Consider the following 12,242-nt stretch of genomic DNA (forward strand, 5'->3'; position numbering starts at 1 on the left):
ATTATTGAAAAATGGACATTCTTTTTCTATTGTTTTTAAGTTTGAGCTATATTCTATTGGGAAAAAATTTTCACAAAATGAGCATTTTGTATCTTTGGTTAGTATAGGATAGGAATAGTCAAATTTATCCAAAATAAAATATTTTATTTTTTATCCATTAAATTTCCTTCTTTGACTAACTTATACTTTATTTATTATTTTAACGCATAAATAGTTAATTAGAAATTTTCTGAATATTTTTTATAAAACTGTATGGCTTCTTTACATTTTTTACATTTAAATTTTACACCCTTAAGTTGAATTTTTGATGAATTCCAAAAGGTACATCATGCATTTGTCCTACGCATTCACATGTATAAAGATAAACTACATTTTCATCATCTTTTTCTTCTTTGACTTCTTCAAAGCTTACTTCCCCATCATCTTCAGAAGCTAAAGAAGATCTTCTGTATTGTTCAACTTTCATATCTTCATAGAGTATATGTTCTAAAAGCAATTTTTTAGAAACTGTGTAAAGCTTCTCTTTTAAATCATTAGTGGTTTTTATGTTTTGTATAAGATAAGACATATCATGAACGATATTTTATACATGATTTTGTGTTCATTTAAACAAGGATAATGAATTTATTGCATATAATCTTCTTCGTTGCTAAAATGTTCTTTTATTATAGTTAAAAAGTTCTATTAAAATTTCTTTTAACTCATCTCTTTGAACAAATTTATAAACCATATTTTCTATTTTTGCTGCAAGTTCAAAAAGTTTTTGGTGTTGAATGTCAATCATTGTGTCATGAATACTGTATTTTTCATTCCAAGTTGGAATTAGTTTATCCAAAAGCACCTTCTTTAATTTTTGTATTTAAAATTAATTTCATATATTTGAGTGAAATATTATATTTTATTAAAATATTATTAATTGAAAATTATTTATTTTATTTATATTTGTATAATATAAAAAATATATATAATTAATATTAAAAATTAAGACTTACTGATTCTAGTATAGAATCAGTAAATAATAATATGTGCAATTTGTGGCCCATGAACACCAAAAATAGTGATAAGTTCTATATCTGCTGTTCTTGAAGGCCCTGCTATAAATAAGATATTAGTAGGTAAGATTTCATTTTCTTTTTTTACCAAATTTAAAGCCTCGCTAAGACTTTTAACAACATTTTCTTTTTTAAGTAGCACTATACAAAGTTTAGGTGCAAGGCTTAGCATTCTAGGTTGAGTTTTGCTTGAAGGTACAAGTGCAACTCCGTGAGAGCTTACCCCTGCTCTTGCATGAATGATGGAAAAATCACTATGAAAAACCTCAGATCTTAAATTTTCGATTTCTTTATCAAAGCAAATCTTTTTTTCTGCTTTGATTTGTTCTAAATTTAAATTTAAATCTAGCCCATAAATCATACTTTTAAAGTCATATTTTGCGATAATTTCATTGATTTTTTCTTCTAAGGTATCTTTTGTAGCATTTTCAACGATGTATTTGTTATCATTCATTTTTTGTTTCATTTCTGCAAGCATATCTTGGGTGGTTTGGATATGTTCTACAGGATCTATACTTTCAATGCGTGTGAACGTTGTTTCTTTGTAAGCTTTTTTAAGATGTTCTAAAATACTTGCTTTACTTTTGCTTGAAATTTCATCGATTTTACTCATAGCTTACTCCTTCTAGTTTTTGCACTTCTTTATAAAGATCCATTTTAATTTGAGGTAATTCTTTAAAAGCGTGCCATTTTTTAATCACAGGTAAAACGCTTGCGAAATTTTGTACCGTCCAGTTGAAATAATGTGCTTTTGAAAGTGAAAAACGCCATTTATTGCCATTGGTTGCGATATTTTTAAATTGTTTAAAAGCAAAGGCTTCTAAGGCATTGCGATGAACATTATTTGCTCCTAAAGGTGGATTTTTACCTTGTCCTATTTTATCACATCTTAATTTGCGAATAAGATCAGCCAAAGGAATTTGCACTGGACAAACTTCAGAACAACGCCCACAAAGTGAACAGAAATTTAAAATATCTCCTGTATGATCTATACCAAAAATATTAGGACTGATTACTTCTCCTATAGGTCCTGGATAAGTGGTTTGATAGGCATGTCCGCCGATTTGATCATAAACAGGGCAAAAATTCATACAAGCCCCACATCGAATACAACGCAAAGCCTCATAATAATCCTCATGAGCTAACATTTTAGAGCGATTGTGATCAAATAAAATCACATGCACTTCTTTAGGACCATCTAAATCCCCATTTTTTCTAGGGCCTGTAATGATATTATTATAAGTTGGTATAAATTGTCCTGTGGCTGAAGGAGTGAGTAAAGAAACCATAGTAGCCGCATCTTCAAAGCTTTCCATGACTTTTTCTATGCCGCAAAGTGCGATATGAATATCAGGTGCTGTAGTGCACATTCTACCGTTTCCTTCATTTTCTATAAGCCAAAAAGCTCCTTCTCTTGACATGGCAAAATTGACCCCACTAAGTCCAAGTTTTAAGCCTTCAAAATCTTTTCTTAAATGCTCTCTAGCTACCGCATTTAAACTTTCAGGTTCATTGTTTTCTAAATTCGCTCCTAATTTTTCTTTGAAAATTTCTCCGATTTCATGGCGGTTTCTATGTATAGCAGGTACAACTATATGTAAAGGAGGCTCTTCATTAAGCTGTAAAATAAGCTCTCCAAGATCGGTTTCTATAGCTTTTAAACCTTTTTTTTCTAGGTAGTGATTTAGGCCTATTTCTTCGCTTGCCATAGATTTACCTTTTAAAAGCTTGGTAATATTTTTTTCTTTCATGATTTCATAGACGATTTCACAGGCATCTTCATCACTACTTGCCCAATGCACTTTAATGCCATTTTTTGTAGCATTTTTTTCAAATTCTAAAAGCCTTTCTTCTAAACTCATTAAGGCATTGTTTTTAGCTTGTTTAGCTTTAGCTCTTAAACCCTGCCAGTCTTTAAATCTAGCATCAATAACATTGAGTCTATTTTTTTGTAAAGTATGCATGGCAGTCATTAAATTTTCTTGCATTTGCTTGTCATTGAGTTTAATTTGAACGATTTGTTCGTGAGGAATTTTTTGACTCATAGTCTTTCTCCTTCCAAGCGTTTAAGTAAAAAGTCATATAAATGTATGCCTTTTATATCTAAACCCATTCTTTTCATTGTGCCATCTATGTTTAAAAGACAACCTCCATCGCCACTGATGAGATATTTTGCACCGCTATTTTGTATATCTTTAATTTTACTTCTTACCATAGCATTTGAAATTTCAGGCTCTTTTACTGAAAAAGTTCCGCCAAAACCACAACATTCTTCCTCGTATTGAAGTTCTACTAATTCTACATTTTTTAGTTTTTTGATAAGATTTTTACTCGCTTGTATGCTTTTTTGCACTCTTAAAGCATGGCAATTAGAATGCCAAGTTACTTTTATAGGTGCACCTTTATCTTCATAATCTACTTTTAAAACTTCATCAAGGTATTGTGAAAGTTCTATGACTCTAGAGCTAAAATCTTTGACTTTAGAAAATTCAGGTTTGTTTTTAAAAAGTTCTTTATAGTCATGACTCATCATACCCGCACAAGATCCGCTTGGCACAACGATGGGGTAATCTTTATCAAATAAATCCACATTATATAAAGCAATCTCACGACTTTCATCGAAATAACCTGAGTTAAAAGAAGGTTGAGCGCAACAGGTTTGATTTTTTTTAAAAATCACTTCAATACCTTCACGCCTTAAAAGTTTTATTGCATTTAAAACGCTTTGTTGCATAGCAGCACTTCCTAAGCATGTGGCGTAAAAATACACCTTTTTCATGATCTCTCCTTTTGGGATAATTTAGGATAAATATTCTAATCCTATAAAAATAAAAGCAAAGTAAATTTTCCAACAAATATTCTAAAAACGAATATTTGTTGAAGCAAAACTTAAATTTTTTAATTATTTCACTATAACTTCAGGGATGATTTCTTGTAAGAAAAAAGCTATAATGCAAGTCCAAATTCCTATTAAAATAATAAAAGCTACAGAATATTTTAATGTGAATTTGAAAAGATCAGATTCTTTTCCTACAAGCCCAACTGCTGCGCAAGCTATAGCAATGCTTTGTGGACTGATCATCTTTCCAACGACCCCACCTACTGAATTAGCTGCTAAAAATAAAGCTTCACTAACACCTAGTTTTTGAGCACTTACTTGTTGCAAGGTTCCAAAAAGTAAATTAGCACTTGTATCAGAGCCTGTTAAAAATACCCCTATCCAGCCAATGATTGGTGAAAAGAAAGAAAAAGCATCACCTGTATGTGCAAAAGCAAGTCCTAAAGTAGTGCTCATACCACTATTTTTAGAAATAAAAGCAAAAGCCACAACTAAACCTATGGTGATACAAGGTATAGCCATTTCTTTTAAAGTAGCCCAAAAGCATTCTGCTGCATCTTCAGCTTTGATTTTTAAAATAGCTATACTTAAAAAAGCTGCAAGCAAAATCGCTGTTCCTGCTTGAGCTACGGTTTTTCCATTGATTAAATCTATACCTAAAGCCAAAGATAAAGGCTTAGCTTCTCCTATGCCTGTGATAGAAGGGCTTAAAATTCCAGTTGTGATATTGCTAAATTGTAAAGTAATGCTTGTATAGCTTAAAATTCCATCCTTATCAAAGAGAGCTTTAAACCAAGGTTGTGTCCAAATGATAATACAAACAATGAGTAAAATAAAAGGCGACCAAGCTTTTAAAATTTGATTAAAGCTTAGAGTGTTATCTTGAGTGAAATTGCTTTCATTATCAAATCTAAAAATATTTTTTGGTTTCCAAAATTTTAAAAATACAGTTGTAACCGCTAAAGAAACTACAGCTGAGATAATATCAGGTAATTCTGCTCCTAAGTGATTTGAGCTTAAAAATTGAGTAGTTGTAAAACTTAGTGCCGCAACTAAAATAGCTGGAAAAGTTTCTTTAACGCCTTTAAATCCATCCATTAAAAAAACTATGAAAAAAGGTATAGTAAGACTTAAAGGAACTAGCATTCTACCTACCATGGCAGAAACTGAATGCTGTTCTATGCCGACAAGATTTGCCATAGCAATAATAGGAATTCCCACCGCACCAAAAGCAACAGGAGCGGTATTTGCGATAAGACAAAGTCCTGCAGCTTGCAAAGGACGCAAACCAAGTCCTACTAAAAGTGCAGCAGTTATAGCCACAGGGCCACCAAAACCTATAGCACCCTCTAAAAATGAACCAAAACAAAAACCTATTAAAATCACTTGAATTCTATGATCTGGAGTAATACTCATCACGCTTTTTTTAATGATTTCAAAAGAACCCGACTTGATAGAAAGTTTGTAAAGAAAGATTGCCGCAATGATAATCCAAGCTATAGGCCACATACCATTTGTAAAGCCTTGAATAAAACTTGCGCCCACTAAATTCCAAGGCATTTTATAGGCAAATAAAGCTACCAAAGTAGCAAGTATAACAGTTAAAAAACCTGCTTGATAACCTTTAAGTTTTAAAACAACCAAACAAACTAAAAAACATAGTATAGGTAAAAATGCCACTAAAGCACTTAGCCAAATGTTTGAAAAAGGGTCGTAAACTTGTTGCCATGTTAAAATTTGCTCCAATTTTTCCTCCTTGATAATTATTTATGTATAAATTTATTGTAACAAAAAATTAAATTAAAATAAAAAAATTATAGAGTAAAGTAAATTACATTGTGTTATTATTGATTATTTTGTGTATTTTTGTAATATCATAAATATTAAATAAATATAAAAATAGAACAAGAAAAAATCTTATTCTAAAGGGGTAGAAGCTGTTAAAGGTGGAGTTATAATCATTAGTTCGTTTACTTCATAAAAAATTAGGATCTAAGGTGCAAGGGGCTATTCTAAAGCGTTTTTGTGTAGGAATATTTGGATTAAAAAGTTACCATACATTCATCAGATTCCAAAACTAAAGAACAAATTTGCACAGCTGAAGTTGTTGTTGGCATTATAGAAAATACAGTTTCTAGTTTACTATCTTTTAGATTATCTTGACAAGATTTTGCTCCAAAGGTTCCATCTTCTAGGATGGTCAAACAAAGATCGCTTTCTTTTGGATTTGTAAATTGCACATAACCAAAAGGAAGTTCATTAGCTAATTTATCTTTTTGTTTTAACTCATTGCTTAAAACAATTTCTTTAATATTCCAATTTTGATCAATAGGATCTTTTGAGATATCTCTAAAGGCACTTAAAAAAATTCCCGTTTCTAAATTTCTTATAGAAACCATTTTGGTAAAATCTTTCAAATCTCCAGTAGGAGTTGCAAAGGCTAAAGTTATAAACATAAAAAATAAAGCAACAATTTTTTTCATATTAAATGTCCTAAAATTTTCTAAAATTAACTGGAAAATGATCTTAAACTTGCAAGCATCAAAATCACAGCTAAAAGTGGTGGAGTATAGGCTTGTTGTCTGTTTAAATTTCCTGTAATTGCATAATCAATAGTCCCTCCGTTTGCTTGAGTTGCACTAGTTGGAAAAACCACTCTAATTTTATTTGTTAATCCTCTATCCACTGTATTTGTTATAGTAGAAGGATCACGGTTAAAATCCCCTGCTATCATCCAGTTAACTTGAGGTATATTTACAAAATGTGTATTTATGGGCTGTGATAATTGCTCCTACATCTGTTCCTTCATTGGCTAAAACATAGATATTGAAAAAAGCATCACTTCCATCGCGAATTCCTATAATGGGTCTTGAAACTATAGCTAAATTTACACGATTAGCTCCTACATCAACGCGAGAATAATAAATAAAAACCCTATCAGGTCTTGAAAGAGTCCTCAAATTCTACTCATATTCATCAATAGGCGTTCCATCTTGTTGCACATGGCGTCCTGTTGGAGTGGCTATTCTTAGTAAAGTTCCTATTTCTTGTATCATTAAGATATCTAAGGGGTTTGCTCCACTTGCAAGTTGTCTTATTGCATTATTGTTGATGCTACTAGTTAAAGGTGGGGTAAATAGGAGTAATAAGTACTAAATCAGCATTGCTAATTAAACTTGGAATTTCTTGATTAGTAGGAAAAATAGGTTCAAGTCCTAGTTTTAAAGAAAAAGAATTAGTATCTTCAAATTCTCCAAATGAACGCCCCAAAGGATTTACATTTTCAAAATTTAGAAGAACATGCATTAAAGAAAAAAATCATAAAAAAAATAAAAACTTTAATTTTTTGCATTAAAAACCTTGATTATGTATTTAAATTTTTTAAGAAAATAATAACATAATTTTCATTATAATTTTCCGCTTCTTAAAATGTTTTATTTTGTTGTTTTTAAAGGTAGAATTTACATGCATCTTAAACACTTATATTTTAGTATTTCTCAAATTTTTAATTTTTACAAAGAAGGTTTTAAAAATTTAACTCTTGGAAAGACCCTTTGGAAAATTATCTTTATCAAACTTTTTGTTATGTTTGTGATTTTAAAACTTTTTGTTTTTGATGTAAATTTTAATTCTATTTTTAAAAGCGACAAAGAAAAAAGCACTTTTGTACTCAAAAATCTTACACTCGAAGGAAAATAAATGAACGAACTTAATAGCGTTGATTGGTCAAGAGCGCAGTTTGCTTTAACTGCACTTTATCATTTTTTGTTTGTGCCTTTAACCTTAGGCTTATCTTTTATCATTGCTATCATGGAGACTATCTATGTAAAAACTAAAAATGAAAGATGGAAAAAAATCACCAAATTTTGGCTTTCATTATTTGCTATAAATTTTGCTATCGGTGTAGCTACAGGTATTATAATGGAATTTGAATTTGGAACAAACTGGGCAAATTATAGCTGGTTTGTGGGAGATATTTTTGGTGCACCTTTGGCGATTGAAGGTATTATGGCATTTTTTTTAGAGGCTACTTTTTTTGCAGTTATGTTTTTTGGCTGGGATAAAGTAAGTAAGGGTTTTCACTTACTTTCAACTTGGTGTGTGGCTATAGGAAGTAATCTTTCTGCTTTTTGGATTTTAGTGGCAAATGGTTGGATGCAATATCCTGTAGGAATGAGCTTTAACCCTGATACAGCAAGAAATGAAATGCAAAGCTTTTTTGAAGTAGCACTTTCTCCTGTGGCTATTTCAAAATTTTTACATACCATAGGCAGTGGTTATGTGATTTCAGCTTTATTTGTAATAGGAATTTCAGCTTGGTTTATGTTAAAGGGACGCCATATTATCGAGGCTAAAAAAAGCTTAGTTGTAGGAGCTAGTTTTGGTTTGGTTTGTTCAATCTTTTTGTTTTTCAGCGGAGATGAAAGTGCTTACCGTGTAACTCAAACTCAACCTATGAAACTTGCAGCTATGGAAGGGGTTTATCAAGGTGAACATCGTGCAGGACTTGTACCTTTTGGAATCTTAAACCCTAAAAAAACCATAGATAATAACGAAAGTGTGTTTTTATTTGACATTACTATACCTTACGCTCTTTCTATATTAGGAAACCGTGATCCAAATTCTTTTGTACCAGGAATTGAAGATTTAATCTATGGAAATGAAAGCAAAGGTATAGAACCTATGCAAAATCGTATCGATAGAGGAAAAATCGCTATACAAGCTCTAAAAGACTATAAGCTTGCTAAAGAAAACAATGATACAATAGCTATGGCAAATCACAAATCTATTTTAGAAACTCATTTTAAAGATTTTGGCTATGGATATCTAGAAAAACCAAGCGATACTATTCCGCCTGTGGCTTTAACTTTTTATAGCTTTCATATCATGGTTGCTTTGGGAAGTTTTTTCTTTTTACTTTTCATCGTTACTCTTTATCTTACTATGGCAAATGATATTGAGAAATTTAGAAAAGTACTTTGGGTATGTTTATTATCCATTCCATTGGGTTATATCGCCGCTGAAGCAGGCTGGATTGTTGCTGAAGTAGGCAGACAACCTTGGGCAATTCAAGACTTACTTCCTGTACATATCGCAGCAACGCAACTTGGAAAAGTCAATGTTCAAATTTCATTTTGGATTTTTGCAGTACTTTTTACAGCCTTATTGATTGCAGAAGTTAAAATCATACTTACTCAGATTAAAAAAGGTTTTGACGCACATGCAGAGCATACTCCACTTATGGGCAAAGGAGAAAAATGATGTTTTTTGGTTTAGAACTCGAAGGTTTGCAAATTTATTGGTGGTTGATTTTAAGTTTGCTCGGCGGACTTTTAGTTTTTATGTTTTTTGTCCAAGGTGGACAAACTTTAATCGATGAGCTTAGCAAGGATGAGCTTGAAAAAACCATGCTAGTCAATTCTTTAGGGCGTAAATGGGAGCTTGGTTTTACAACTCTCGTACTTTTTGGCGGAGCTGCTTTTGCAGCTTTTCCACTTTTTTATAGTACAAGTTTTGGCGGAGCTTATTGGGCTTGGCTTTGTATTTTATTTTGTTTTATTTTACAAGCTGTGGCTTATGAGTATCGTAAAAAAGAAAATAATGTTTATGGCTCTAAAACCTATGAAATTTTTCTTAAAATTAATGGCTATTTAGGTGTGTTTTTAATCGGAGTTGCAGTAAGTAGCTTTTTTAGCGGTTCCGAATTTATCTTAAATGAGCATAATTTTGTTTCTTGGCAAAATCCTTTGCACGGCTTAGAGCTTTTACTCAATCCTTTTAATTATCTCTTAGGCTTAGCTTTGGTATTTTTAGCAAGGCTTTTAGGCGCAGCGTATTTTATGAACAATATCAATGATGAGAATATCAAAATAAGAGCTATGAAAAAACTTATGATCAATAGCATTCTATTTTTACCTTTTTTCTTAGGTTTTTTAGCGTGGATTTTCTTAAAAGATGGTTTTAGTGTAGATATCAATGGAGTTGTAAGCATGAGTGCGAATTTATATTTATATAATTTCTTAAATCAAATGATTTTTGCTGTTTTGCTTGTTATTGGTGTGATTTTAGTGCTTTTAGGTATGGTTCAAGGAGCAAAAGGTTGCTCTAAGGCTATTTTTACTTTAGGACTTGGAACGGTTTTAATAGTTTTTGCTTTATTATCAAGTATTGGTTTAGGTCAAAGTGCTTTTTACCCATCTTTAAGTGATTTACAAAGTTCTTTAACTTTAAAAAATGCAAGTTCAAGCTATTATACTCTAAGCGTCATGGCTTATGTGTCTTTGCTTGTACCTTTTGTTTTAGCTTATATTATCTATGTTTGGAATGCAATGGATAAGGTAAAAATCACACGCGAAGAAATCGCAAACGATGATCACGCATATTAAGGAGAAAAAATGTTACATGCTTTGTTTTTATTGACTTGGCCTTTAGTAATTTATCTAAGCTATAAATTTATAATGCTAAATATCAATCAATTAGAAAAAGATAGCAAACTATAAAGCAAGATAAGATTTAAACCGATATAAGTATAAATCTTTTCAAAATATTGCAATTTGCCCACTTTTGGGCATCTTTTAATCATAAATCTTTTAAAGCTTCATTAGCAGCATCAAGGGCGTGAATAAGGCTTGTGTCAAAAATTTTGATATTTGTATCATTTTTGGATATTAATAAACCAATTTCAGTGCAAGCTAAAAGCACTCCCTTTGCACCTTTTTCTTGTAATTTTTTTATAATATTTAAATATTTTTCTTTAGATTCTTGCTTGATTTTACCCTTGCAAAGCTCATTAAAAATAATATCATTAACGATTTTTATATCTTCATCGCTAGGAATAATAACGCTAATATTTTCTTCAATAAGCATTTTTTTATAAAAATCCTGAGTCATTGTGTATTTAGTACCCAATAAACCAATTTTTTGTATGTTTTCTTGTTTTAAAGCCTTAGCAGAGCTTTTTGCAATATGCAAAATAGGGATATTTATGTTTTGTTGAATTTCATCAAAAACCTTATGCATAGTATTAGTTGCAATTATTATAAAACTAGCCCCTGCAAGTTCTAATTTTTTAGCACACTGAGTTAAAATTTGCGCAGCTTCTTGCCATTTATCTTGGCTTTGTAAATTTTCTATTTCTTCAAAATTAACACTGTAAAGTAAAATTTTTGCAGAATTTAAAGATTTTAATTTATCATTTATAGCTTGATTTATTGTTTTATAATAAGTAATAGTACTTTCAAAACTCATTCCGCCTATAATACCAATGGTTTTCATTTTTCTCCTTAAAAATTAATTTTTGAGTTGTTTTATTATAATATATTTCATAGAAATACGATTTATTTTTAAATAAATAAATATATTTTAATATTTTTATTAAAATTTAAAATAATTTTTTAAACTATTTTCCAATCTACAGGAATTTTACCAACTTTTTTTAAAAATTTATTAGCCTTTGAAAAATGTTTACAACCTAAAAATCCTGTTCTAGCTAAAGGGCTTGGGTGAGCTGCTTTTAAAATCAAATGCTTAGCATTATCAATCAAAATCTCCTTGCTTTTTGCGTAATTTCCCCAAAGCATAAAAACAAGCCCTGATTTTTCATTGCTTAATTTATGTATTATAGCATCACTAAATTCTTGCCAACCCCACGAACTATGACTAGCTGCTTTATTTGCTTCAACGCTAAGAATAGAATTTAAGAGCAAAACTCCTTGTTTTGCCCAAGAGCTTAAATCTCCGCTTTTTGCTGGAGCGATGTTTAAATCATTTTGCAATTCTTTAAAAATATTATTAAGACTTGGTGGGATTTTTACATTTTTTGGAACCGAAAAACTAAGCCCCATTGCTTGGTTTGGTTGATGATAGGGATCTTGTCCTAGGATAATAATTTTAATTTCTTTTAAGGGACATAAATTAAAAGCATTAAAGATTAAATTTGCAGGCGGATAAATAATTATATTTTGATCAATCGCATTTAGGTATTGTTTTTTGATTTCTAGAAAATATTTTTTTTGAAATTCGTCTCTTAAAAATTCTTTCCAGTCATCATTTATTTTAATCTTATCTATGTTTATTGTAATTTCTTCCATGTTATCCCTAATTATTTAAATTATTAAAAATTTTATTCTAGCAAAAAAAGCTTGCAAAAATATATTAATTTTTTTTGAAGTAAATAAAATTTTTTATATTAATAAAAATTAAATATAAAGACATAATTTAGGATATAAAAATACTTAATTTATTATATTTTGAAAGTATTTTAATTATTAACCAATTATTAACTAAAAATGCAATATCATTATTTTATGATTTAAATCAAAAATTTTTGATTTTAAATTAAAATACTTTTT

The 12,242-nt window shown here is 30.3% G+C and carries 10 protein-coding genes and 3 pseudogenes; 3 read left to right on the forward strand and 10 right to left on the reverse strand.

What is annotated here, in order from left to right:
- Positions 1-218: 218 nt before the first annotated feature.
- From AJN70_RS09845 to AJN70_RS03725, 8 genes and pseudogenes are all read right to left on the reverse strand, one after another.
- Positions 219-835: pseudogene (locus AJN70_RS09845) on the reverse strand (bacteriohemerythrin).
- 173 nt (positions 836-1,008) lie between these two features.
- Positions 1,009-1,665 carry a lactate utilization protein C gene (locus AJN70_RS03695; protein ID WP_002932947.1) on the reverse strand — a complete coding sequence of 219 codons (657 nt, stop codon included), beginning with the start codon at positions 1,663-1,665 and terminating at the stop codon, positions 1,009-1,011.
- Entirely contained in the window at positions 1,658-3,097 is a 1,440-nt protein-coding gene (locus AJN70_RS03700) for a LutB/LldF family L-lactate oxidation iron-sulfur protein (protein ID WP_002860914.1), read from the reverse strand. The genes AJN70_RS03695 and AJN70_RS03700 overlap by 8 nt, the downstream gene beginning before the upstream one ends.
- Positions 3,094-3,834: a (Fe-S)-binding protein gene (locus tag AJN70_RS03705; RefSeq protein ID WP_074470023.1), complete on the reverse strand. Its 741-nt coding sequence runs from the start codon at positions 3,832-3,834 to the stop codon at positions 3,094-3,096. Before AJN70_RS03705 ends, AJN70_RS03700 begins: the two co-directional genes overlap by 4 nt.
- Positions 3,835-3,954: 120 nt before the next feature.
- Complete coding sequence (locus AJN70_RS03710; protein WP_070233972.1) at positions 3,955-5,637, reverse strand: L-lactate permease; 1,683 nt, start codon at positions 5,635-5,637, stop codon at positions 3,955-3,957.
- Positions 5,638-5,808: 171 nt separating this feature from the next.
- Positions 5,809-6,374, reverse strand: a pseudogene (locus AJN70_RS03715) (cytolethal distending toxin subunit A/C).
- Positions 6,375-6,384: 10 nt separating this feature from the next.
- Positions 6,385-6,992 (reverse strand): annotated as a pseudogene (locus tag AJN70_RS09750) (endonuclease/exonuclease/phosphatase family protein); the annotation flags it as partial.
- A gap of 16 nt (positions 6,993-7,008) precedes the next feature.
- Positions 7,009-7,197: a hypothetical protein gene (locus AJN70_RS03725; RefSeq protein WP_002932941.1), complete on the reverse strand. Its 189-nt coding sequence runs from the start codon at positions 7,195-7,197 to the stop codon at positions 7,009-7,011.
- Between the two features lie 159 nt (positions 7,198-7,356).
- Here AJN70_RS03725 and AJN70_RS03730 point away from each other — a divergent pair, with 159 nt between their 5' ends.
- The 3 genes from AJN70_RS03730 to cydB are packed head-to-tail and all read left to right on the forward strand — an operon-like array spanning position 7,357 to position 10,277.
- Entirely contained in the window at positions 7,357-7,590 is a 234-nt protein-coding gene (locus AJN70_RS03730; RefSeq protein ID WP_002860921.1) for a DUF4492 domain-containing protein, read from the forward strand.
- Positions 7,591-9,153: a cytochrome ubiquinol oxidase subunit I gene (locus AJN70_RS03735; RefSeq protein WP_070233969.1), complete on the forward strand. Its 1,563-nt coding sequence runs from the start codon at positions 7,591-7,593 to the stop codon at positions 9,151-9,153. It abuts the gene before it with no gap.
- Positions 9,153-10,277 carry a cytochrome d ubiquinol oxidase subunit II gene (cydB, locus tag AJN70_RS03740; protein WP_070276150.1) on the forward strand — a complete coding sequence of 375 codons (1,125 nt, stop codon included), beginning with the start codon at positions 9,153-9,155 and terminating at the stop codon, positions 10,275-10,277. The genes AJN70_RS03735 and cydB overlap by 1 nt, the downstream gene beginning before the upstream one ends.
- A 193-nt stretch (positions 10,278-10,470) precedes the next feature.
- On the opposite strand, the gene AJN70_RS03750 is transcribed toward cydB, so the two are convergent.
- Together AJN70_RS03750 and ung are read right to left on the reverse strand one after the other, a co-directional pair.
- Positions 10,471-11,166: an aspartate/glutamate racemase family protein gene (locus AJN70_RS03750; protein WP_044779849.1), complete on the reverse strand. Its 696-nt coding sequence runs from the start codon at positions 11,164-11,166 to the stop codon at positions 10,471-10,473.
- A gap of 119 nt (positions 11,167-11,285) precedes the next feature.
- Positions 11,286-11,981, reverse strand: coding sequence for a uracil-DNA glycosylase (gene ung / locus AJN70_RS03755; protein ID WP_070233966.1), 696 nt, complete (start codon positions 11,979-11,981; stop codon positions 11,286-11,288).
- Between the last annotated feature and the right edge of the window lie 261 nt (positions 11,982-12,242).

The sequence above is a fragment of the Campylobacter sp. BCW_4341 genome (assembly GCF_001764255.1).
GTDB lineage: Bacteria > Campylobacterota > Campylobacteria > Campylobacterales > Campylobacteraceae > Campylobacter_D > Campylobacter_D jejuni.

Bases quoted from the DNA above. Each gene is read 5' to 3' on its own strand.
- AJN70_RS03735 (WP_070233969.1), top strand. From the start codon at position 7,591: ATGAACGAACTTAATAGCGTTGATTGGTCAAGAGCGCAGTTTGCTTTA.
- AJN70_RS03750 (WP_044779849.1), bottom strand. From the start codon at position 11,166: ATGAAAACCATTGGTATTATAGGCGGAATGAGTTTTGAAAGTACTATT.
- ung (WP_070233966.1), bottom strand. From the start codon at position 11,981: ATGGAAGAAATTACAATAAACATAGATAAGATTAAAATAAATGATGAC.
- AJN70_RS03700 (WP_002860914.1), bottom strand. From the start codon at position 3,097: ATGAGTCAAAAAATTCCTCACGAACAAATCGTTCAAATTAAACTCAAT.
- AJN70_RS03695 (WP_002932947.1), bottom strand. From the start codon at position 1,665: ATGAGTAAAATCGATGAAATTTCAAGCAAAAGTAAAGCAAGTATTTTA.
- cydB (WP_070276150.1), top strand. From the start codon at position 9,153: ATGTTTTTTGGTTTAGAACTCGAAGGTTTGCAAATTTATTGGTGGTTG.
- AJN70_RS03725 (WP_002932941.1), bottom strand. From the start codon at position 7,197: ATGCATGTTCTTCTAAATTTTGAAAATGTAAATCCTTTGGGGCGTTCA.
- AJN70_RS03730 (WP_002860921.1), top strand. From the start codon at position 7,357: ATGCATCTTAAACACTTATATTTTAGTATTTCTCAAATTTTTAATTTT.